Below are 23,280 nucleotides of genomic sequence, written 5' to 3' on the forward strand. Positions count from 1 at the left end.
GGGGATTAGCACAGTTCGAGTTGGACGTCGTATTGCTCGATGATTTTCATCACGCTCGGCGGTGGCAGCTGGTCGGTGAACAGATAGTCGATCAGATTCATGTTGCCGAGATTAACCATTGCGTTGCGACCGAATTTTGAATGGTCGGTGACCAGCATGACGCAGCGCGAGTTTTCGATAATGGCGCGTTTGGTGCGCACTTCGTGATAGTCGAATTCGAGCAACGAGCCGTCCATATCGATACCGCTGATACCGAGGATGCCGTAGTCCAGGCGGAACTGGGAAATGAAATCCAGCGTCGCTTCGCCCATAATGCCACCGTCGCGGGTGCGCACTTCGCCGCCGGCCAGAATCAGCCGAAAATCTTCTTTGGCGGTCAGCAGCGTGGCGACGTTGAGGTTATTGGTCACTACCCGCAGGTTCTTGTGGTTCATCAACGCGTGAGCTACCGCTTCTGGCGTGGTGCCGATATCAATGAACAGCGTGGCGCCATCCGGGATCTGGCTGGCGACGCGTTGGGCGATGCGCGCCTTTTCTTCTGACCACATCACCTTGCGATCGTGGTAAGCGGCGTTCACCGAACTGGACGGCAGCGCCGCGCCGCCGTGATGACGCTGAATCTTGTTCTGATCGGCCAGGTCATTCAGATCGCGGCGAATCGTTTGCGGACTGACGTCAAAATGTTCGACCAGTTCTTCCGTGCTGACATATCCCTGTAGTCGCACCAGCTCGATAATTGCGTCATGACGCTGTGTTTGCTTCACGATAATCCCCTATATATGTACCTGGCTGTTATTGTTGGTGGCTTGCGCGATGTCGCGTATCCCAAAATGCCATCAGTAACCCTAACACTAAACCGGCGACGTGTGCCGCGTTGGCGATCGACATTCCTAAAATATCGAAGTAGCCGGCCACCAGCCACAGCACGGAAAACACCATCAGACCGCGTGGCAGCATCAGGCCGCGTTCCGGCGCGCGTTCGCCGCTCAGCCAGCTGTAGCCCATCAGCGCATAAACCACGCCGGACAGACCGCCAAACAGCGCACCGCTGAACAGCGATTGCGCCCAGCCGCTGAAGAAGGCGGAAACCACCGCCAGCACGAACAGTTTACCGGCACCGAGGCGTTTTTCCATTGGGCCACCGAGATACCACCACCACAGCAGGTTGAAGGTAATGTGCAGCAGCGAGAAATGCAGCAGGGCATGGCTGACCCAGCGCCACAGCTGGCTATATTGTTCGCTATTTTGCGGCCAGGACAGCCAGTACATCACGTTATCATCGCCCAATACCTGCATCAGCAGGTAGACCAGAATACACAGCACCATCACCGTTAACGTCAACGGGCCGGCTTTGCTGCGGATGATCTGCAGGTAGGAGACGTGCTCGTAGGGCATATCGGTGCCGGTGGTGCCGGTTTGCCAACTGGCGGCCTGGTAACGGCGGTTAAGCGGGTCAATCATAAACTGCTGCAGTTCATGCTGTACCTGCTCCAGGCGACCGTCGTCGGCCAACCAGATTTCCGCCGCCTCGCCGGTGTTATGCACCTCAAGCGTGATGCCCTGCGTAGCCATGTAATCGACAAAGGCCTGCGCCAGACGGGGGTTGGATACGGCGATCACTCGAACCATAAATAGGGGGATCCGTGATAAGTAGATGATTTCTGCCGCGGTTTGCACCACCAGCGGCAATCGACGGCTGATTATAACGTCGAAGCCCCGGGCATTGGCAATGCTTTAACTTTCGGCAACGCATTGTGCGTTAACGGGAGAGGGCAATCGATGTTGTGACAAAGAAAAGGGTGCGGTAGTGCCTTGAGGGTGTGGGATAAAGTCCGCAGGAAGCGCGAGCGCGCCCTTGGCGGTGCTGACAAATTTGCCGGGGGGAAGTTGCCTTACCCCTGACATGGCTCATCGGCTGGGATCCACCGAGGTATCCCATCAACGCCGCGGGGTGTAGCAGCCAGCAGCGTTGTCACAGCCTCGGAGTGCCGGTGGTCAGACGGAGGTTTCTACCTCTTGCGGATATTGACGTAGCCAGGCTTCAAAGCCGCCGTCGATGCTGTAAACGGAATCAAATCCTTGATTAAGAAGATATTGTGCTGCGCTGCGGCTGCTGTTGCCGTGGTAGCACATCACCATGACCGGCCGGTCAAAATCATTCTGCTGCATAAATGCCGACAGGGTGGCGTTGGTCAGATGATAAGCGCCCGGCGTATGGCCGGCTTCAAAACTTTGTGGATCGCGAATGTCGACCAGCGCCGCACTGCCGTCTTTCCAGCGCGTGTAGGCCTGCTCAACATTGATCGCTTCAAACTGTTCCATGACTTCCGACTGCCTTTTAATGGGGGGACGCTGCTATTGTATCCAAAACTGCGCCATTTAAGACCAGAGCGTTGTTAAGGTTTTATACCCATCGCTGGTACCCGGCCGTCTTGCGGAGTTTCAGGCGCCATAACCCATCATTTTTAGTAACTGCTGAGCCTGTTGCACCGCTTCCTGACGATGAGCCACGCCCAGTTTCTGATACAGGTTGCGGATATGCGTTTTGATGGTGGTAGCGGCGACCGCCAGTTCACCGGCAATCTGATCGTTACTGTAACCGGAATAAATCAGCCCCAGCACCTGCCATTCGCGCTGGGTCAACGGGCTGGTGCGGATCAGTTCCGGCACCTGTGGGTGCGTTAGCAGCTTATCGACGAAGTTCTCGTCAAAATGCGCGAACTTGTGCCGATGATGTTGGTTGATATCACGCAGGATACGCTGTGCGCGGTGCTGTTCCAGTTCCGGCAGCGTATTCAGTTGGATCAGTTGGCGTAACTGCTGCGCCATGGCTTCGCCTTCAATCACGAAATGGCTGATAAAACCGGTGCGATTGGCCAGCGACAGGGCCTCGATCAACACGCGCTGTGCGTCGCCTTTACGCTCCATTTGCCAATAAAGCTGGTTGCTTAACAACAGGTTGCGATTAAGGTCGCTAACCAGCCGCAGCCGACGCGCATTGTCATTCAGTTCATCCAGCACCACTTCGGCTTCGTCATACTGACCCAGCAGGATCTGCACGCGGGCGATGTTGCGCCACTGGCCCTGCAGGAAGTGGTTATCCGCCATGCCCGGTTTTTCCGCGTGGCGCAGCCAGTTGGCGGCGGCGGCGGTATCTCCGGTCATCTGCCACAGCATCACCCGTGGCTTATCGGCGTTGGTCAGCCAGTCGCGGTGGTATTGGGTGCCATGCAGCAGGGCTTCGCAGCGTTGCAAATGGGCATGGGCGTTGTCCAGATCGCCGCGTGCCAGTGAACATTTCGCCAGCATGGCGATGCACTGCAACTGCTGTTGCGGCTGATAGTTGGCCAGAATCGACAGCCCCTGACGGGCTGCGTCTTCGGCTTCGTCAAGCCGCGACCATGACCATAAAACCTGCGCGCGGATGCGCAGCAGGAATTCGTGCATTGGCAACTGTTCCAGATGCTGCTCACGTACCAGTTCGAATGCCTTGTCCTGCGTTTCATAGGCCGCCTGCAAGAAGCCCTGCGCAATCAGGATTTCACTCTGTTGCAGCAGTGCCCACAGCGCGTAGTGGAAAGCCTGATGTCGGCGCGCCATCTGTTCGGTTTGTTGCATCATGGGCAGCGCACGTGCCAATTCACCTTTGCAGTGATGAATTTCACCGGTTACCGAGGTGGCGACGATGCGGCTGTAATAGCTCGACAGCGGCAGGAACTTCAGCGCTTCGGTCGCCAGCCGTTCCGCTTCCTCCGGTTTGCCGGCGTTGATCGCCACCTGCGCGCGCAGCGCGTCGAATTCGGCACGCAGCGTTTGGTCGACGGTGATTTGCTGATCGCGCATGGCCTGTTCGGCGCGTTCGAGCTGAGTATTTACCTCGATGTAACGGTGCTGGCTCTGCGCCAGCCAGGCTTGCAGCAGCGCCAGTTTCGGGTTTTGAATTAGCCGATCGTAAGGTAACGCGTTGAGGCACTCTTCCAGTAACGCCAGTTCGCTGTGATGGAATAGCGCCCAGGCGTGTTGCAACAGGATGTCGCGCAGCATGCTGACATCGCTGGCCGCCAGCGCATGGTGGATAGCTTCGGCCGGGTAACCGAGCGCCAGCCAGCCTTCGGCGGCGGCACGATGCAGACCCGGCAGCTCCAGCGCCAGTTCCCACTGGCAACGCTGCCGCAAAAAGGTGGCAAACAGCGGATGGAAGCAGAACCATTCGCCGGTATCATCCATGCGATGGATAAACATACCCTGGCGTTCCAGCTCCTCCAGTCGCTGCTGGCCGTTGTCTTCGCCGGTCAGGCGCACAATCAGCGCGTCGTTCATTGAGCGCAGCACCGAACAGCGCAGCAGGAAGGCGCGCGCTTCGGCGTCCACGTGATCCAGCACTTCATCGACCAGATAGTCTGATAGATGGCTGGCATTCAGCCCGGCCAGTCGCTTGGCGGACTGGTGTGCGGAGGAGCTGGACTGGCGTGCGGAAAGCGCGATCAGTTGTAAGGCGGTGGCCCAACCTTCGACCTCGTCACATAACCGGCTGCTGTCATGCTGTTCCAGCGGTGCGCTCAGACGGCAGTCGAAGAACTGTTTGGCTTCCTGATGGGTAAATGCCAGCAGCGGCGTGCCGAGTTCCAGCAGTTGATCGCGTACGCGCAGATTGGCAATCCCTAGCGGTGGCAGGGTGCGTGACAGCAGGATCAGCGACAGGTTTTCCGGCTGGTGGCGCAGGAAAAAACGCATCGCTTCGTGGATGACGTCATTGGTGATCAGGTGATAGTCATCGATCACCAGGTACAGCGGCTGATGCCATTCGGCCAGTTCGATAAACACCTGACCAAACAGCGCCGACAGGCTGGCGTATTGATGTTTTTGGCTCAGCGCTTCACTTTTGACGCAGTGCCCGCCGGACGCCTGCTGCAAGGCGGCAATCAGATAGCTGGCAAAACGCTCCGGTTGATTGTCGCTTTCGTCCAGGGAATACCAGCCGAGATCCGCCTTGCCGGCCGCCCATTGGGCGATCAACGTGGTTTTCCCGTATCCCGCCGGGCAGTTGACCAGCGTCAGGCGATAGTTCGCCGCACCGCTCAGTTTGGCCAGCAGACGATCGCGTACCACGGTATTTTGCAGCCGTACCGGGCGGCTCAATTTTGATGGGATAAGCATAGTATTCCAGAGTCAAAGCGCGGTTCCTGCCGCCGAAACCTGCCCGCAGGCACCGTTGCTTTTTACCTGTCGGGAACGGGGTGAGGTTAATTATTTTAGGGTTCGTAATTAATCACCCCGTTTAACTTCTGACAACGCCAGACGTATTGCAACAAGCTTCCGCTTTCGCTTGGCGGTAAGTTGCAGTCGATCACACTTTTTTACACATCGGAGGCGTTATCGCGTTCGGCATAAATCGACAAGCAAAAATGCCGTTCTGGTTTAATCGCCTGGCAAGAGAAATAACACATCGTTGCGGGAAGAGGGTTACCAGCGACTACACTTTGATCGCCGCTGGCGACGTTGATGTTCTAGGGTCGCCTCATTGCTTGCTGAGGGGTAAAAAGTGCCTGAGATCACACTTCTGACTACGCCCCAACTCTCCTCCCCAGCTAATCCCCAGGCGGGATGATGCCTTGACGTGTTCCTCCCGGCAGGATAGCGAAAAATTGGCACACTTCTACAGAGCAGAGAGTTCTCTTATGTCACAGTCTACGCTTAAAAAGGACGATTTCCTGGCAGCATTGACCCGCCAGTGGCAGCAATTCGGCCTGAGTTCCGCCCAGCAGATGACCCAGCAGCAATGGTGGCAAGCGGTCAGCCGCGCGCTGGCCGAACGATTGGCCGCGCAGCCGGCACCGCGCAGTAAGGCTACATCGATGCGCCATGTGAATTATATTTCGATGGAATTTCTGATCGGACGTCTGACCGCCAACAATCTGATCAATCTGGGCTGGTATGACACGGTAGCCGGGGCGCTGACGGAGCAGGGCGTACAGCTGGCCGATTTGCTGGAACAAGAAACCGATCCGGCATTGGGCAACGGTGGGCTGGGGCGTTTGGCAGCCTGCTTCCTCGATTCAATGGCGACGGTAGAGCAGCCGGCGACCGGCTATGGTCTGAATTATCAATACGGCCTGTTCCGCCAGTCCTTCCAGGACGGTAAGCAGCAGGAAGCCCCGGATGACTGGCAGCGCGAACGTTACCCGTGGTTCCAGCATAACTCAGCACTGGCAGTGGATGTCGGCGTCGGTGGCAAGCTGGAAAAACTGGCCGATGGCCGCGAACTGTGGCATCCGGCGCTGACCCTGCGCGGCGAAGCCTGGGATCTGCCGGTACTCGGTTATCGTAACGGCGTCAGCCAGCCGCTGCGCCTGTGGCAGGCGAGCCATCCGCATCCGTTCGACCTGGGCGACTTTAACGACGGCAAGTTCCTGCAGGCGGAGAAACAGGGCTGCGAGGCGGCCAAGCTGACCAAGGTGCTGTACCCGAATGACAACCACCAGGCTGGTAAACGGCTGCGTTTGATGCAGCAGTACTTCCAGTGTGCCTGTTCGGTGGCGGATATCCTGCGTCGGCATCATCAGGCCGGACGAAAAATTGAAGACTTGCCGAAGTACGAAGTGATTCAGCTGAATGACACCCACCCCACCATCGCCATTCCGGAAATGCTGCGTATCCTGCTGGATGAACACCAGATGTCCTGGGATGCCGCCTGGGCGATCACCAGCAACACCTTTGCCTATACCAACCATACGCTGATGCCGGAAGCACTGGAATGCTGGGATGAAAAGCTGGTTCGCAGCCTGTTGCCACGCCATTTTTCGATCATCAAGCAGATCAATGCCAACTTCAAGAAGCTGGTGGCCAAACACTGGCCGGGCGACGACGCGGTATGGGCCAAACTGGCAGTGCATCACAACAAACAGGTGCGCATGGCGAACCTGTGCGTGGTTAGCGGTTTTGCGGTGAACGGCGTGGCCCAACTGCACTCGGATCTGGTGGTGAAGGATTTATTCCCGGAATACTACCAGCTGTGGCCAAACAAGTTTCATAACGTCACCAACGGTATTACGCCGCGCCGCTGGCTCAAGCAGTGCAACCCGGCGCTGTCGGGGCTGATTGACGATACCCTGAAGGTTGAGTGGGCAAACGATCTGGACGCGTTGAAAGAGTTGGAAAAATACGCCGACGACGCGGCGTTCCGGCAAAAATACCGGCAGATCAAGCGCGATAATAAAGTGGCGCTGGCAAACTACGTGCACGGTGTCATGGGGTTGACGCTCAACCCGGACGCCATTTTTGATGTGCAGATCAAACGGCTGCATGAATACAAGCGTCAGCACCTCAACCTGCTGCACATCCTGTCGCTGTATCGCCAATTGCGCGATGAGCCGAACCTGGACATGGTGCCGCGCGTATTCCTGTTTGGCGCCAAGGCGGCGCCGGGCTACTATCTGGCCAAGAACATTATTTATGCGATCAACCAGGCCGCCGAGAAGATCAACAACGATCCGCTGGTGAAGGATCGTTTGAAGGTGGCGTTCATTCCTGATTATCGCGTTTCGGTGGCAGAACTGATGATCCCGGCGGCCGATATCTCCGAGCAGATATCTACCGCCGGCAAAGAGGCTTCCGGTACCGGCAACATGAAACTGGCGCTGAACGGCGCCTTGACGGTCGGCACGCTGGACGGTGCCAACGTGGAGATAGCCGAGCAGGTCGGCGAAGACAACATTTTCATCTTTGGCAACACGGTCGAACAGGTGAAGGCGCTGTTGGCGCAGGGCTATAACCCACTGAGTTACCCTAAAAAAGACAAGCATCTGAAGGCGATACTCGATGAACTGGCCAGCGGCGCATTCAGCCATGGCGACAAGAAGGCGTTCGACATGATGCTGCACAGTCTGCTGGAAGGCGGCGATCCGTATCTGGTGCTGGCGGACTTCGCCTCGTATTGCCAGGCGCAGCAGCGGGTTGATGAACTCTACCGCGATAGTGATGAATGGACGCGTCGCACCATTCTGAATACCGCGCGCGTGGGAATGTTCAGCTCGGATCGTTCGATTCGCGATTATCAGCAGCGAATCTGGCAAGCCAAGCGTTAAGGAGAGCGAATGGAGCGCAAACGGATCGATCAGGCTGCGGCCCGGGCGGGCATCGCCGCCGACTACATCAATGCACATGGTACGCGGCAGGCGATTGCGCAGGAAACCAAGCGCAAACTGCTGGATGCCATGAGCCGTACCGTGGTGCCGGTGGCTGATGCGCCGCTGCCGGTTGTGAAAGTGTTTTATCAGGACAGTCCGATCGTACTGCCGCTGGCCGGCAGCGGCGAATATCACTGGGAGCTGATACGCGAAGACGGCAGCCGTTTGCAGGGGCGCGCCAGCGCGCGTAAGACGTTGACGTTGCCGGCGGGAGAACTGCCAACGGGTTATCACCAACTGACGTTGAGTCAGGGAGACAAGGCTTGGCCCTGCCGTCTGATTGTCGCTCCCAAACGCTGTTACGAACCTGATGCGCTGCTGACAGGAAAGAAGCTGTGGGGGGCCTGCGTGCAGCTTTACACGCTGCGCTCCGATCGTAACTGGGGCATCGGCGATTTTGGCGACTTGCGCCGCATGGTGACCGAAGTAGGCGAACGCGGCGGGGCGTTTGTCGGCTTGAACCCGATTCATGCGCTTTATCCGGCCTGCCCGGACAGTGCCAGCCCGTACAGCCCGTCATCGCGGCGCTGGCTGAATGTGGTGTATATCGATGTCAATGCGGTAGACGATTTCCAACGCAGCGCCGCAGCACAGCAATGGTGGCAGAGCGCGTCTACCCAGCAGCAGCTGGCGACAGCGCGTGCCAGTGATTGGGTCGATTACGCTACGGTGACCCGTTTGAAATTGGCGGCGTTGAAACTGGCCTTCCCGCTGTTCCAGGCGCGTAACGCCGCAGACCTGCAGAAACAGGCGTTTGAAAGCTTTGTTGTCGAAGGAGGCAGCAGCCTGTACCAGCAGGCGTCATTTGATGCGCTGCATGCCCATCTTTGCAAACAGGACAACGGTCTGTGGGGCTGGCCCGCCTGGCCGGAACGCTATCGGCAGGGCAACGGCGACGCCGTGGCGCAGTTCTGCCAGCAGCACCAGGATGAGGTGAGTTTTTACCTGTGGCTGCAATGGCTTGCCGCCAGTCAGTTTGCCGAATGTTTCGAACAGAGCCGGCAGCAGCGGATGCCGATTGGCCTGTACCGTGATTTGGCGGTTGGCGTGGCGGAAGGGGGAGCGGAAACCTGGTGTGAACGCGAACTGTATTGCCTGCAGGTATCGGTTGGCGCTCCACCGGACATTCTCGGTCCGCTGGGGCAAAACTGGGGCTTACCGCCGATGGATCCGCACGTGATGGCGGCGCGAGGCTATCAGCCGTTTATCGATCTACTGCGCGCCAACATGACCAGCTGTGGCGCGCTGCGCATCGATCACGTCATGGCGTTGTTACGCTTATGGTGGATACCGTATGGTGAAACTGCCGATCGGGGTGCCTACGTGCAATACCCGGTAGACGACCTGTTGGCGGTACTGGCATTGGAAAGTCAGCGCCACCGCTGCATGGTGATCGGCGAGGATTTAGGCACCGTGCCGGTAGAAATCGTTGGCAAACTGCGCGACAGCGGGGTGTATTCTTACAAGGTATTGTACTTCGAACGCGACGGCGAAAACCGTTTCCGTGCGCCGCAGACTTATCCAATGCAGGCAATGGCCACCATAACCACTCACGATTTGCCGACCCTGCGCGGTTATTGGCAGAGCGGGGATTTACGGTTGGGCGCTTCGCTGGGGCTTTATCCGGACGCCGATATCCTGACGGAACTGTACGCCGATCGCGAACGAGCCAAACAGGGTCTGCTGGACGGGTTGCATCACTACGGCTGCGTGCCGCAGAAGGTCGGTAAGAAAGCGGCGTTGCTGGAGATGAGTCCGTTGTTAAACCGTGGCCTGCAGCGCTACGTGGCGGACAGCGCCAGCGCGTTGTTGGGTCTGCAACCGGAAGACTGGCTGGACATGGCGGATCCGGTGAATATCCCCGGTACCAGTACGCAATACCCTAACTGGCGGCGCAAGCTCAGCCATACGTTGGAGGAGATGTTTGCCGATCGGCAGGTGAATCGCCTGTTAAAGGATTTGGACAAGCGACGCAGGAAAGTCTCGGTAGGCTAGCGGATACGGCTCCCTCTGGCGGGCAGGGGGAGCCGGTTGGCGCATCAGTAATATGAATGTTCGCCGCGTTGGTGCTCGGTCAAATCGCGCACCCCTTTCAGTTCCGGGAATTTTTGCAGCAGTTCTTTCTCGATCCCTTCCTTCAGGGTCACATCGACCATCGAACAACCGTTGCAGCCACCGCCGAATTGCAGGATCGCCAGACCGTCTTCGGTAATTTCCATCAGGGTGACGCGGCCGCCATGACCAGCCAACTGTGGATTGATCTGCGATTGTAGTACGTATTCCACGCGCTCCATCAACGGGGCGTTTTCGTCTACTTTACGCATTTTGGCGTTGGGTGCCTTCAGCGTTAGCTGGGAACCCAATTGATCGGTCACGAAGTCGATTTCGGCGTCTTCCAGATACGGTGCGCTCAGCTCGTCAACGTAGGCCGACAGTTTGTCGAACTTCAGTTCGGTGTCGGTGGCTTCTACGGCGTCTGGCGGACAATAAGAGACACCGCATTCGGCGGTAGGTGTACCCGGATTAATCACGAATACGCGGATTTGGGTGCCTTCCTCTTGGTTTGCCAGCAGTTTGGCAAAGTGTTCCTGTGCAGTATCTGTTATACGAATCATAGCATTAGCTCAATAGTTGACTTCTATAGTAGGTTATAATACGCCCATTGCCGTGGTACTACAATGTGCGGCAAATACACCATATCTGCAACGACGCCACGCCCTGCGCCTGTAACATCGTAGCGATTGCCGTCACCGTACTGCCGGTGGTGAGCACATCGTCCAGCAAGGCGACATGCCTGCCGGCCAGATCTTCGTGGCAGCAAAAGGCGGCGCGCAGATTGTGCCGGCGGCGGCGGGCGCTCAGCTGCCGCTGTGGCGCGGTGGCCCGCACGCGATCCAGCGCTGCCGGTCGGTATTCGCAGCCTAGCCAGCGTGCCAGTGGCCGAGCCAGTAAATCGCCTTGATTATACCCGCGACGCCAGCAGCGTTGATGGTGTAAGGGTACCGCTAAAATCACCTCCGGTCTGTTCAGATATTGCTCTCGATGCGCTTGCAGCCAGCGCAACAACAATAACCGAGCCAGCACCGGCGCCAGTTCGGGCGCACGGCGGAATTTGAAACGCCCAATCAACTGGCGGTATGGGCTGACATAATCACCGGCGAACACCAACGCGTGCCACGGCGGCGGCGTTAGCAAACAGCGGCCGCAGGGCAGTTGGGCGTCGCCGGACGGCAAACCGCAGCGTGGGCAGCAGAGCGGAATGCGCGGTAACTGGCGCTGGCAACAGCTGCAAATTCCCTGTTTCGCCAGACGCAAGGGTTGTCGGCATAGCCAACAACGGCTGTGGATTGCTAGCATAGTGATCCTCCATGACGGGTCAACAAGGACAATAACTGATGAGTGCGCTGTACTGGAAAACAATGGGTGAAGGCGATCGCGATCTTGTGCTGCTGCACGGATGGGGGCTGAATGCCGAGGTCTGGGGTTGCACGCTGGCGCGATTGGCGCCGCATTTTCGCCTGCACCTGTTGGATTTGCCGGGGTATGGCCGCAGTCAGGGTTACGCTGCGCTGACGCTGCAGCAGATGGCCGAGATCGTCCTGGAACAGGCTCCCGCCAAGGCCTGGTGGCTGGGCTGGTCACTCGGCGGGCTGGTGGCCAGCCAGATTGCCTTGACGCAGCCGCAGCGGACTTGCGGTCTGATCAGCGTCGCCTCGTCTCCCTGTTTCCACGCCGAGGAAGATTGGCCTGGCATTCGCCCAAACGTATTGAGTGGCTTCCAGCAGCAGCTGAGCCAAGATTTTCAGCGTACGGTGGAGCGTTTTCTGACCTTGCAGACACTAGGCACCGCCAGCGCCCGGCAGGACGCCAGAACGTTGAAGGGGGTGGTGCTCAATCAGCCGATACCCAGCGTTGAGGTGCTCAACGGCGGACTGGAAATGCTGCGCACGGTCGATTTACGCCGTGCCATGACCTCGCTGTCACCGGCGCTGCCGCTACTGCGTATTTACGGCTATCTCGATGGCCTGGTGCCGCGCAAGGTGGCGGCGTTGGTGGACGACCTGCTGCCGGCCAGCAGGTCGGTGATTATCGACAAGGCTGCCCATGCGCCGTTTATTTCTCATCCTGATGAATTTGCCGATGTCATCAAACAATTTGTCGATAACTCAACCCATTGACCTAGCTCAAATCTGCGTAAAAAAAATTGCCGATAAGTGGATAAAAACCAAACCTGTTCGATACTTAATGAGTAAATACGTGGGGTGCAAAATGAAAAGACCGTATCCCGGTCTTTTCACTTTGGCGTGCCGTCTCTGGGATGAACCTCGTCAGGGAAAGCAACGAGGTTCATGGGTAGCGCAGCAACCTGAAACTACGCGTATTTAATCTTGACGGCTTTCAAAACATATAAATTATCCATTGAGAGGTTGAGTCATGAAATCATTGAAGATGATCGTTGCAGCGTTAGTTGTCGGTTCCGTTTCTTTTGGCACCATGGCGGCAACGGAATTAACCAAAGAAGATTTGGCAAAAGATCCGGGCAAATACGAGAAAGTCGGCACGGTGAGCACCACGGCAGAAACCACGTCGCCGATGGATGCCAAACAGGAACTGTCCAAACTGGCCGATGAAAAAGGCGGGCAGTATTACGTAGTTATCGCCGGGCGCGAGCACGGCAAATTCAGCGCTACTGCTGAAGTGTATAAAGACAAGTAATAAAGTCGATAAAAGAGGCGCTGAACAGCGCCTCTGATTTTATGCGGCCGCCCACACGCCACACGGTGGGTTTCTGGCCGGCACGTATTTACTGTTTCAGCCGATAAAGTACGGTATTGCACTTACGGCTTTCCGGGCAATGTTTGCAACTGCCGCTCAGGCAGGCGCTGTCGTCCTGTTCAATGCACTCTATTTTGCCCATCGCGGCCAAACGTTCCAGCATCGCCTGCACCAGCGGCAACGGCGTCGCCAACTGACGGCTAAGCTGCTGCGCCTGCAGGCTGCCGTTCAGCGCCAACGCATCACGTAACTGCAGCAGGCTGGCCATCAGTGACACTCTCCCTGTGGGCTTTGGCAGCAGCCGGTCGGCGTAGCGCGATGCAGGCGCACCGTGACACGGTTGCGCGCCTTGCGCAGCCCCAACAGAACCAGCGCGTTAAACACCAGTACCACCAGTATGCAGATCAGGCTGTACTGCGGATGTTGCTGGAAGGTGACGGCCTGATAAAACAGCGTGGCCAGCGAGTAGGCGACGTTCAGCCCCCACAGTATCGAAAATGTCATCCAGCCACGGCTGGATTCGCGGGCAATGGCCCCCATCACCGATACGCACGGCACATACAGCAGCACGAAGATCAGGTAACTGTAGGCGGAAATCGAGGTGCCGAACTTGCTGCTCATGGTGCCCATCGAACTGGCGTTCATTTCGCCATCACCCTTGCTGGCTTCTATCGGGTTGGACAGGACGCTCAGGCTGAAAGTGTCTTTCAGGCCTTGCCAGGTCTCGTGTAGCGCGTCGCCCAGCGCTGCCGGCAGGTCGAATTCGGCGGCGTCAAAAGGCGCATTGGCGATCTGTTCGGCGGTGTAAAGGGTATTGAGCGTGCCGACCACCACTTCTTTGGCCATCGCGCCGGTGACCAGGCCGACGGTCGCCTGCCAGTTGTCGGCGTGGACGCCCATCGGTTGTAGCAACGGTGTCAGCAGCTTGCTGACCGAGGCCAGCGCCGAGTCGTTGATGCTGTCTACCGGTTTGCCGCTGAAGGAGAAACTGTTCAGCCCACCAATAAAGATGCTGGCAATGACGATCACCTTGCCGGCGCGCAGCACAAAGCCTTTCAGCCGCTGCCAGGTTTGTAGCAGCAGGCTTTTCAGGTGCGGCACATGGTATACCGGCAATTCCATCACGAACGGCGAGGCTTCGCCGCGCATGATGGTGTACTTCAGCACCAGCCCGGTCAGAATGGCGACCACGATACCGAGCATATACAGCGAGAACACGACGCTTGCGCCATCCTGACCAAAGAAGGCAGCGGCAAACACGGCGAAGATCGCCAACCGTGCGCCACAGGACATAAACGGTGCCATCATGATGGTGATCAGCCGTTCACGCTGCGCGTCCAGGGTTCGCGCGCCCATGATAGACGGTACGTTGCAACCAAAGCCGACGATCAATGGGACGAAGGATTTGCCAGGCAGGCCAAGCGCCTGCATCAGGCGATCCATCACAAACGCCGCCCGTGCCATATAGCCGGAATCTTCCAGGAACGACAGGAACAGGTACATCATGCCGATCTGCGGCACCAGCGGCAGTACCGTATTGATACCGCCGCCGACGCCCTGTGCCAGGAAAATTGTCAGCCACTGCGGGAAGTGCAGGGTATAGCCGAGCCACTGAATACCTTGAATGAAAATCGCGGCGGAACCGAGATCGAAAATCGGTTGCAGCGCGCCGCCGATGTTGATGGCCAGCAGGAACATCAGATACATCACCAGCAGGAAGATCGGCACCCCCAGCCAGCGGTTGAGGATCACGCTATCGAGGATCGCCGTCAGCCGGTTCGGCTGTGCCTGCTGTGCGTTGCTGGCGTCGGCACAAATGGTGGCAATTGACCGATAGCGCGCATCGGCAATCACCAGCGCCGGGTCTTCCTGCTGCTGCTGTTCCAGCGCCGTTTTGGCCGCCGGCAACAGCGGGAGGGCGTCGCCCGCCAACTGGTGGCTATAGATATCGCCCTCGAGCATTTGCAGCGCCAGCCAGCGGCGCTGTTCGCACGGCAGGCTGGCAGGCATTGCGGCGCTGAGCGTGTCGACTTCCTTGAGCAGTAAAGGCGGGTAGGCCACCAGCGCGGTCAATTGGTTGGTTTGATGATTATCAATCATCTGCTTGAGCACGCCGATCCCGTCCGCCTTGGTCGACACCATCGGCACCACCGGGCAGCCGAGGCGTGCCGACAGGGTGGCAACGTCGATCTGGATATGCTGGCTGTGGGCGATATCCAGCATGTTCAGCGCGACAATGCACGGAATGCCGAGCTCGAGTAGCTGCAGCGTCAGGTAGAGGTTGCGTTCAAGGTTCGAGGCGTCGATCACGTTGATCAACACGTCGGCATCGCCACTGAGGATATAATGGCAGGCGATCTGTTCGTCTAGCGAGGTTTGCTCTGAAATGGTGGTCAGGGAATAGGTGCCGGGCAGGTCCACCAGCGTGACCTGCGCCTGCGGCGTGGTGAAATGCCCCTCTTTACGCTCAACCGTGACGCCTGCCCAGTTGCCGACGCGCTGACGTGCCCCGGTGAGCTGATTGAACAGGGTGGTTTTCCCCGAATTTGGATTACCTATTAAGCCAATCGTTAATTTTTTCATCATTCAACATGAGTTCAATAGAGTATATCGGCACCACGCAATGCAGCGCGGCAAAGGCCCCGGGTGGATGGTCAGGCTTACGGCTGGCCTTCCAACGCGATCAGGGCGATATCTTTTTTACGCAGCACCAGACTGACGCGTTGGGTTTTTATTTCTATGGGGTCGCCGAACGGGGCAATGCGTATGACTTCAAACGACGCTCCCGGCAGCATGCCAAGCGACAGCAGTTTCTGGCGATAGGCAGGGCTGATATCGCTGGCGAAGCCGGTAATTTTATAAGACTGTTTAGGCAGAAGATGCATATTACCTTCCTAGAGCCGATGCCATCAGGCTATTTACGTGCATGGCCCCCATTGCGGCGGGCGAGGATTACGTTGAATACGTAAGGGAATAATAGTGAGAATGATTATCGTATTCAATACAAAAAATAGGGGTATTGGTAACTATTGGTAAATATCGACACATATTTCTACGGAAATAACATGGCTGCTATTATTACCACTAAGCAAGATAGGCTGCAAATGCGTGGTTTAGGTTAAATAGGTTAATGGATTGTGGCAGTATTTTCTGTTTAGAAATCATTTAATAAATATGTTTGCGTTAGTTTTCCATACCGCTAACAACCCACATTTTTCGCTAACAAACTCTGCGTAAAATAACGCTACCAACCGATTGTGTTACCTGCCAAAAAATAGCCGCGGCTATTAAATGTTAATGAACATGTTAACGCGAAAGTTTAATTAATATATCTAATGCTAGATGCCGGTAAGTTATTTATAAACGCCGGTTGAAATAAAAATGGCAAACAATTGCGATAAATCAAAAAACGCCGGTGAAAAACGGGCGAAGCGGATGCCTCGCCCGCAGGGATTAACGTTTTTTTCCAAACGCTGCGGCCAGCGCATCGCCCATGGCGCTGTTGCCAGCCGGCGTACTGGTGCGCGCTTTCGGCTTGCCGGCGGCTGGACGGGTCGCGTTGTCACGTGCTGGCGGGGTACCGCCGCGGCGCGCGGGTCCTTCGCCCGGCTGCTCGTCAAGACGCATGGTCAATGCAATGCGCTTGCGCTGCAGGTCCACTTCCATCACTTTCACTTTAACGATATCACCGGCTTTCACCACGCTGTGCGGATCTTCAACGAATTTATCTGCCAGCGAGGAGATGTGCACCAGACCGTCCTGATGGACGCCGATGTCAACGAACGCCCCGAAGTTGGTGACGTTGGTGACGGCACCTTCCAGAATCATGCCCGGTTGCAGGTCGTTGAGCGTTTCCACACCGTCGGCGAAGGTGGCGGTCTTGAATTCCGGACGCGGATCGCGGCCCGGTTTTTCCAGTTCCTTGAGGATGTCGGTAACCGTTGGTACGCCGAACTGCTGGTCGGTAAAGTCGCTGGCTTTCAGGCTGCGAACCATGCTCGGGTTGCCCATCAGATCCTGCAATGCCTGCTGGGTGGCGGCCAGAATACGCTCCACTACCGGGTAGGTTTCTGGGTGAACGGTCGAGGCATCCAGCGGGTTATCGCCGTGGTTGATGCGCAGGAAGCCGGCGCACTGTTCAAACGCTTTTGGTCCCAGGCGGCTGACTTTCAACAACTGTTCACGGTTGCTGAAACGGCCGTTTTCGTCGCGCCAGTTCACGATGTTTTGCGCCATCATGCGCGTCAGGCCGGCAACGCGGGTCAGCAACGGTACCGACGCGGTGTTCAGATCGACGCCGACGGCGTTCACACAGTCCTCGACCACCGAATCCAGTTTCTTCGCCAACTGGCTCTGGCTGACGTCATGCTGATACTGGCCGACACCGATGGATTTTGGATCAATCTTCACCAGTTCGGCCAGCGGATCCTGCAGACGGCGTGCGATCGACACCGCGCCGCGCAGTGAAACGTCGAGGTTCGGGAACTCCAGCGCCGCCAGTTCCGAGGCGGAATACACCGAGGCGCCGGCTTCGCTGACGATCACTTTCTGCGCCTTGACCTCTGGGAATTGCTTTTGCAGATCGATAAAGAAGCGTTCGGTTTCGCGTGATGCCGTACCGTTACCGATCGCTACCAGTTCCACGTTGTGCCTGATGCACAGCGCGGCGACCAGGGCGGCGGCCTTGGCGGCCTGTCCGGTGTGCGGATACACGGTGTCGGTTGCGACCAGTTTGCCGGTGGCGTCTACCACCGCCACTTTTACCCCGGTGCGCAGACCCGGATCGAGACCCATGGTGGCGCGCATGCCGGCTGGCGCAGCCATCAGCAGATCGTGCAGATTGCGGGCGAATACGTTGATCGCTTCATCTTCGGCGCGCTCGCGCACCGTACCCATCAGTTCGGTTTCCAGATGCAACAGCACCTTGATGCGCCAGGTCCAGTTGACCACCGCTTTACGCCAGGCGTCAGCCGGCGCGTTGTTCAGCCGCAGACTGAGGTGCTGGATAATAATCTGTTCGCCCTGGCTTTCGCGCGGCGCTTCCTCAAATTGCGGATCGGGGTTCAGGGCCAGTTGCAGAACGCCTTCGTTGCGGCCGCGGAACATCGCCAGCGCGCGGTGTGAAGGGACCTGGGAAATCGGCTCGTGGTGATCGAAGTAATCGCGGAATTTGGCGCCTTCCTGCTCTTTGCCTTCCACGACCTTGGACACCAGATGCGCATGCTTCCATAAATAGTCACGCACTTTTGCCAGCAGGCCGGCATCTTCGGCAAAGCGTTCCATCAGGATGTAGCGCGCGCCGTCCAGCGCCGCCTTGACGTCCGCCACGCCCTTGTCGGCATCAACAAAGCGTTCGGCCAGTGACTCTGGCTGCTGCTGCGGATCGGCCCACAGGGTGTCGGCCAACGGTGCCAGACCAGCTTCGATGGCGATCTGACCTCGGGTGCGGCGTTTGGGTTTGTAAGGGAGATACAGGTCTTCGAGTTCGGTCTTGCTGAGTGTGCCGTTGATGGCGCCGGCCAATTGCTCGGTGAGTTTTCCCTGTTCCTCAATCGACTTGAGGATGGTCTGACGACGGTCTTCCAGTTCACGCAGATAACCCAGGCGGGTTTCCAGCTGGCGCAGTTGGGTATCGTCCAGGCCCCCGGTGACTTCCTTGCGATAGCGTGCGATAAACGGCACGGTATTACCTTCATCCAACAGGCGGATGGCGGAGTCAACTTGCTCCGGCCGGGCCTGCAATTCTGTTGCAATAATGCGGCTCAGTGGGTCATTCATATGTCTGGTATCTGTTAGGAACGGTAAATAATCAGGGGGACAGTTATACGTATTGCCCCGGGAAATTGCCAGTACGGCTGGCCAGGGTTGTGCCGGGCAATCGCCGTAAGCGCCGCGTTGCCCGGCGATCCTCGCCGTTCGGAATAAGCTGAAACTTATTTAACGTATTCAATCTGGTTGACGTACCACAGCGCTTCGCCTGCCGGCGTGTTGACCATGGCGGTGTCGCCGACCTGCTTTTTCAGCAGGGCACGGGCCATCGGTGAGTCGATGGAGATGTAATCTTTGCGGCCAAAAATCTCGTCGTAGCCGACAATACGAAAACGCTTGAGATCGCCATCGTCATTTTCTACTTCCACCCAGGCGCCGAAGAACACTTTGCCTTCCTGCTGTGGCGAATAATCGACGATTTTCAGCTGTTCCAGGCACTTGGTGAGGTAGCGCACCCGGCGATCGATTTCGCGCAGGCGCTTTTTATTATACTGGTAGTCGGCGTTTTCACTGCGATCGCCAAGGCTGGCAGCCCAGGTGACTTTTTTGGTGACCTCCGGGCGTTCTTCACGCCACAGGTAATCCAGTTCCTGTTTGAGCTTGTCATACCCTTCACGGGTTATCAGTTGCGTTCTCATGGTGATTTATCTTGTAGGGAGCCACCGGCACAGTGTACGTGAATGCAAGGGGCTTTAAAAATGGCCGCCAGTCTGCGTGTCGTCGTACGGTTTTTATCAGTCTGCGCAGCTTTTGACAATCGGGAGTATGCTTAGCATAGCGGTACGCCGCTAACCTCGATACCGGAGAAGGAAGGTGACGAAAAGGAGGGACTATCTGGCAGCAGAAAGAAGGATTTTTGGCGCACATCACATTGAAGGTATTACCGTATGGAATTTAAAGATTATTACGCGACGATGGGCGTCGAGCCCAGCGCCGATCTGAAAACCATCAAAACCGCTTATCGCCGACTGGCGCGTAAATATCATCCTGACGTCAGCAGTGAAGACGACGCCGAGAGCAAGTTCAAGGCGCTGGCCGAAGCCTATGAAGTGCTGAAGGATGAACAGCGTCGTGCCGAGTACGATCAGATTCGACTGCATCGCAACGACCCGAACTTTGGCCAGCGTGCGCGTGGCGGAGCTGGCGAACGCCAGCAGAACGCCGCATGGCACGGCGGGACGCAAGACTTTTCCGAGTTTTTCGACAGCATGTTCGGTGGACGAACCGCTGCGGGACAGCGTTCTTCGTCGCGTGGCGGCCAGGGTTTGCGTGGTCAGGACCTCGAAATGGAAGTGCCGCTGTTTCTTGAAGAGACGTTGCACGATCAGAGCCGGGAGATTTCCTATACGCTGCCGGTCTACGACGAACTGGGACGGCAGGTCAGCGAAGCCGGCAAGACGTTGAACGTGAAAATTCCGGCGGGCATGAGCGACGGCGAGCGTATCCGTCTCAAGGGGCAGGGGGTTGCCGGCATCGGTGGTGGCCAGAACGGCGATCTGTATCTGATTATCCGCCTCGCGCCGCATCCGCTGTTTGAGGTCGATGGTCATAACCTGCATATCGTGGCGCCGTTGGCACCCTGGGAAGCGGCATTGGGCACCAGCATCGAGGTGCCGACGCTGACCGGTAAAATCGCGCTGACCGTTCCCGCCGGCAGCCAGAGCGGCAAACGGCTGCGGGTCAAAGGTAAGGGGTTGGCCGGCAAGAAAGAGACCGGCGATCTGTATGTCATTCTCAAGGTAGTGATGCCGCCGAAGCCGAATGAACGAGCCAGCGCCCTGTGGCGTGAGCTGGCCGAGCAGGCGGCGTTCAACCCTCGCACGGAATGGGAGTAAGCATCATGATGAGACAAGAGATCACTTTTACCGTGGTAGAACTGTGCCAGCAGGTGGATATTTCGCAGGATGAGCTGATCGAGATCGTCGAACTTGGCGTGATCGCGCCTCTGGAGTCGGCGCCGTCGAGCTGGCTGTTTGATTACCCGGCGCTGAGCCATCTGCAGCGCGCACGGCGGCTGCGTGCCGAGCTGGATCTGGACTGGCCGGGGATCGCCATGGCGTTGACGCTGCTGGATCGGGTCGACGCGCTGCAGAAAGAAAACCAACGGCTGCGCCGGCAGTTGGCGCGTTTCCTGCACACCTCATAATCTGGCGCCCCACTGCCACCGTGCGCTACCGCCGGTGGCAGAATGGCCTTAAATTGGGCCGTTGTCCCACCTGGCGCCGAAAAGCGGCGAAATTTTGACGGCTTGCCATCGACATTCAGCGAAAATTATTGATAAATGGGCAAAAGAATAAGCTTTGTAACAATTTCGTCTAGAATATATACCAATAATCGCTGTCCGAAATGACAGGGTTTTTTAACAATATTGGCGTCAGGCAATACAGCCTTTGGGAGTAATACAATGCAAGAGAATCATAAGATTCTGGTCGTCGATGACGATATGCGTCTGCGTGCGCTATTAGAACGCTATTTAACCGAACAGGGTTTTCAGGTTCGCAGCGTGGCCAACGCTGAGCAAATGGATCGCTTGCTGACACGGGAATCCTTCCACTTAATGGTGCTGGACCTGATGCTGCCTGGCGAAGACGGCCTGTCGATTTGCCGCCGCCTGCGCAGCCAGAGCAACCCGATGCCGATTATCATGGTGACCGCCAAAGGCGAAGAGGTCGATCGCATTGTCGGGCTGGAAATCGGTGCCGATGACTACATCCCCAAACCGTTTAACCCGCGCGAGCTGTTGGCGCGCATCCGTGCGGTGCTGCGCCGTCAGGCTAACGAGCTGCCAGGCGCGCCTTCGCAGGAAGAAGCGGTGATCGCCTTCGGCAAGTTCAAGCTGAATCTCGGTACGCGCGAAATGTTCCGTGAAGATGAGCCGATGCCATTGACCAGCGGCGAATTTGCGGTGCTGAAGGCGCTGGTAAGCCACCCACGCGAGCCGTTGTCGCGCGATAAGCTGATGAACCTGGCTCGCGGGCGTGAATACAGCGCGATGGAACGTTCCATCGACGTGCAGATATCCCGCTTACGGCGCATGGTTGAAGAAGATCCGGCGCACCCACGTTATATTCAGACCGTTTGGGGTCTGGGCTACGTCTTTGTGCCGGACGGCAGTAAGGCATGAGGCGATTGCGCTTTTCACCGCGTAGCTCGTTTGCCCGAACCCTGTTGTTGATCGTCACCTTGCTGTTCGTCAGCCTGGTGACCACCTATCTGGTGGTGCTCAACTTCGCCATTTTGCCCAGTTTGCAGCAGTTTAATAAGGTGTTGGCGTACGAAGTGCGTATGTTGATGACTGACCGGCTGCAATTGGAAGATGGTACTTTGCTGGAAGTACCGCCGGCGTTTCGGCGGGAAATCTATCGCGAACTGGGCATTTCGCTGTATACCAATGCGGCGGCGGAAGAGAGTGGTCTGCGCTGGGCGCAGCACTACGAGTTTCTGAGCCAGCAGATGGCGCAACAGTTGGGTGGTCCGACCGACGTGCGTGTAGAAGTGAACAAGAATTCTCCGGTGGTGTGGCTGAAAACCTGGCTGTCACCGGATATCTGGGTGCGCGTACCGCTGACCGAAATCCATCAGGGCGATTTTTCGCCGCTGTTCCGCTATACGCTGGCGATTATGCTATTGGCGATAGGCGGCGCCTGGCTGTTTATTCGCATTCAGAACCGACCGTTGGTGGAGCTGGAACATGCTGCACTGCAGGTGGGCAAGGGCAATATTCCACCGCCGCTGCGTGAGTATGGCGCTTCCGAGGTGCGTTCGGTAACGCGGGCGTTTAACCAGATGGCGTCCGGCGTCAAACAGTTGGCCGACGATCGTACGTTGCTGATGGCCGGCGTGAGCCATGATTTGCGTACGCCGCTGACGCGCATTCGTCTGGCAACCGAAATGATGAGCGCCGAAGATGGCTATCTGGCGGAGTCGATCAATAAAGACATTGAGGAATGCAATGCCATCATCGAGCAGTTTATTGACTATTTGCGTACCGGGCAGGAAATGCAGACCGAATTTTGCGATCTGAATTCCATTCTGGGTGAAGTTGTGGCGGCGGAAAGCGGCTACGAACGCGTGATTGATTCAGAACTGCTGGGGGGTGAATTGATGATGAACGTCAACCCGTTGTCGATCAAACGTGCCGCAGTGAATATGGTGATTAATGCGGCTCGCTATGGCAACGGCTGGATCAAGGTCAGCAGCGGACGCGAACTGCAACGCGGCTGGTTCCAGGTCGAGGACGACGGCCCCGGTATCAAGCCGGAAGAGCTGAAGCATCTGCTGCAACCGTTTGTCCGTGGCGACAGCGCACGCAGTACCAGCGGCACTGGCCTGGGCTTGGCTATCGTACAGCGCATTATCGATGGTCATGCCGGGGCGTTGGAGTTCGGCTCCAGTGAACGCGGCGGTTTGCGTATCCGCGCTTACATTCCATTGCCAATCGAAAAGCGCGAAGCCGCCAACGGCCATGCCACGCCGAAAGAAAAAGCCTGAGGCGACGGCCGTAGTAGCGCAGCGCTGCTGACTGCGGCGCCGTTTCCTCCGGCGCGGC

General features: G+C 57.3%; 19 protein-coding genes. 8 read left to right on the forward strand and 11 right to left on the reverse strand.

Annotated elements, in window-relative coordinates:
• Positions 1–5 precede the first annotated feature (5 nt).
• The 4 genes from AC2AXP_RS18495 to malT form a co-directional block, all read right to left on the reverse strand.
• Entirely contained in the window at positions 6–764 is a 759-nt protein-coding gene (locus AC2AXP_RS18495) for a DeoR/GlpR family transcriptional regulator (RefSeq protein ID WP_004956373.1), read from the reverse strand.
• Between the two features lie 28 nt (positions 765–792).
• Positions 793–1,629: a rhomboid family intramembrane serine protease GlpG gene (gene glpG / locus AC2AXP_RS18500; protein ID WP_198773701.1), complete on the reverse strand. Its 837-nt coding sequence runs from the start codon at positions 1,627–1,629 to the stop codon at positions 793–795.
• Positions 1,630–1,995: 366 nt separating this feature from the next.
• Positions 1,996–2,322: a thiosulfate sulfurtransferase GlpE gene (gene glpE / locus AC2AXP_RS18505; protein ID WP_004956371.1), complete on the reverse strand. Its 327-nt coding sequence runs from the start codon at positions 2,320–2,322 to the stop codon at positions 1,996–1,998.
• Between the two features lie 120 nt (positions 2,323–2,442).
• Positions 2,443–5,157 carry an HTH-type transcriptional regulator MalT gene (gene malT / locus AC2AXP_RS18510; protein ID WP_004956369.1) on the reverse strand — a complete coding sequence of 905 codons (2,715 nt, stop codon included), beginning with the start codon at positions 5,155–5,157 and terminating at the stop codon, positions 2,443–2,445.
• Between the two features lie 521 nt (positions 5,158–5,678).
• Between malT and malP the strand changes: the two genes are divergently transcribed.
• Both malP and malQ read left to right on the forward strand, forming a co-directional pair.
• Positions 5,679–8,084: a maltodextrin phosphorylase gene (malP, locus tag AC2AXP_RS18515; RefSeq protein WP_484381859.1), complete on the forward strand. Its 2,406-nt coding sequence runs from the start codon at positions 5,679–5,681 to the stop codon at positions 8,082–8,084.
• A 9-nt stretch (positions 8,085–8,093) separates the two neighbouring features.
• On the forward strand, positions 8,094–10,181 hold the full coding sequence (malQ, locus tag AC2AXP_RS18520; RefSeq protein ID WP_484381860.1) for a 4-alpha-glucanotransferase: 2,088 nt from the start codon (positions 8,094–8,096) through the stop codon (positions 10,179–10,181).
• 44 nt (positions 10,182–10,225) lie between these two features.
• Here the strand turns inward: malQ and nfuA are convergent, their stop codons facing one another.
• Together nfuA and gntX are read right to left on the reverse strand one after the other, a co-directional pair.
• Complete coding sequence (nfuA, locus tag AC2AXP_RS18525) at positions 10,226–10,801, reverse strand: Fe-S biogenesis protein NfuA (protein ID WP_004956366.1); 576 nt, start codon at positions 10,799–10,801, stop codon at positions 10,226–10,228.
• A gap of 58 nt (positions 10,802–10,859) precedes the next feature.
• Positions 10,860–11,543, reverse strand: coding sequence for a DNA utilization protein GntX (gntX, locus tag AC2AXP_RS18530; RefSeq protein WP_039991369.1), 684 nt, complete (start codon positions 11,541–11,543; stop codon positions 10,860–10,862).
• A gap of 38 nt (positions 11,544–11,581) precedes the next feature.
• On the opposite strand from gntX, the gene bioH reads away from it, so the two are divergent.
• Positions 11,582–12,364 (forward strand): pimeloyl-ACP methyl ester esterase BioH, encoded by a 783-nt coding sequence (gene bioH, locus AC2AXP_RS18535; protein ID WP_004956364.1) that lies wholly within the window; start codon positions 11,582–11,584, stop codon positions 12,362–12,364.
• A gap of 256 nt (positions 12,365–12,620) precedes the next feature.
• The gene (locus AC2AXP_RS18540; protein ID WP_004956363.1) at positions 12,621–12,902 is read left to right on the forward strand and encodes a YdgH/BhsA/McbA-like domain containing protein; all 282 of its coding nucleotides are present in this window, start codon (positions 12,621–12,623) and stop codon (positions 12,900–12,902) included.
• 88 nt (positions 12,903–12,990) lie between these two features.
• Here AC2AXP_RS18540 and AC2AXP_RS18545 read toward each other — a convergent pair whose 3' ends face one another.
• The 5 genes from AC2AXP_RS18545 to greB form a co-directional block, all read right to left on the reverse strand.
• Entirely contained in the window at positions 12,991–13,230 is a 240-nt protein-coding gene (locus tag AC2AXP_RS18545; RefSeq protein WP_004956362.1) for a FeoC-like transcriptional regulator, read from the reverse strand.
• Complete coding sequence (feoB, locus tag AC2AXP_RS18550) at positions 13,230–15,545, reverse strand: Fe(2+) transporter permease subunit FeoB (RefSeq protein WP_039992460.1); 2,316 nt, start codon at positions 15,543–15,545, stop codon at positions 13,230–13,232. Before feoB ends, AC2AXP_RS18545 begins: the two co-directional genes overlap by 1 nt.
• Before the next feature lie 77 nt (positions 15,546–15,622).
• Positions 15,623–15,847, reverse strand: coding sequence for a ferrous iron transporter A (gene feoA, locus AC2AXP_RS18555; protein WP_004956358.1), 225 nt, complete (start codon positions 15,845–15,847; stop codon positions 15,623–15,625).
• Between the two features lie 568 nt (positions 15,848–16,415).
• Complete coding sequence (locus AC2AXP_RS18560; protein WP_088499840.1) at positions 16,416–18,740, reverse strand: Tex family protein; 2,325 nt, start codon at positions 18,738–18,740, stop codon at positions 16,416–16,418.
• Between the two features lie 155 nt (positions 18,741–18,895).
• Positions 18,896–19,369 carry a transcription elongation factor GreB gene (gene greB / locus AC2AXP_RS18565; protein WP_004956355.1) on the reverse strand — a complete coding sequence of 158 codons (474 nt, stop codon included), beginning with the start codon at positions 19,367–19,369 and terminating at the stop codon, positions 18,896–18,898.
• A 249-nt stretch (positions 19,370–19,618) separates the two neighbouring features.
• Between greB and cbpA the strand changes: the two genes are divergently transcribed.
• The 4 genes from cbpA to envZ all read left to right on the forward strand — a co-directional run bounded on the left by cbpA (position 19,619) and on the right by envZ (position 23,222).
• The gene (gene cbpA, locus AC2AXP_RS18570; protein ID WP_004956353.1) at positions 19,619–20,566 is read left to right on the forward strand and encodes a curved DNA-binding protein; all 948 of its coding nucleotides are present in this window, start codon (positions 19,619–19,621) and stop codon (positions 20,564–20,566) included.
• Positions 20,567–20,571: 5 nt separating this feature from the next.
• A complete protein-coding gene (locus tag AC2AXP_RS18575) occupies positions 20,572–20,877 on the forward strand; it encodes a chaperone modulator CbpM (protein WP_039992458.1) in 306 nt (101 codons plus the stop codon).
• 258 nt (positions 20,878–21,135) lie between these two features.
• A complete protein-coding gene (gene ompR, locus AC2AXP_RS18580; protein ID WP_004709363.1) occupies positions 21,136–21,855 on the forward strand; it encodes an osmolarity response regulator transcription factor OmpR in 720 nt (239 codons plus the stop codon).
• Positions 21,852–23,222, forward strand: coding sequence for a two-component system sensor histidine kinase EnvZ (envZ, locus tag AC2AXP_RS18585; RefSeq protein ID WP_484381861.1), 1,371 nt, complete (start codon positions 21,852–21,854; stop codon positions 23,220–23,222). Before ompR ends, envZ begins: the two co-directional genes overlap by 4 nt.
• The last annotated feature ends 58 nt before the right edge of the window (positions 23,223–23,280 follow it).

The sequence above is a fragment of the Serratia sp. Sp408 genome (genome assembly GCF_057180665.1).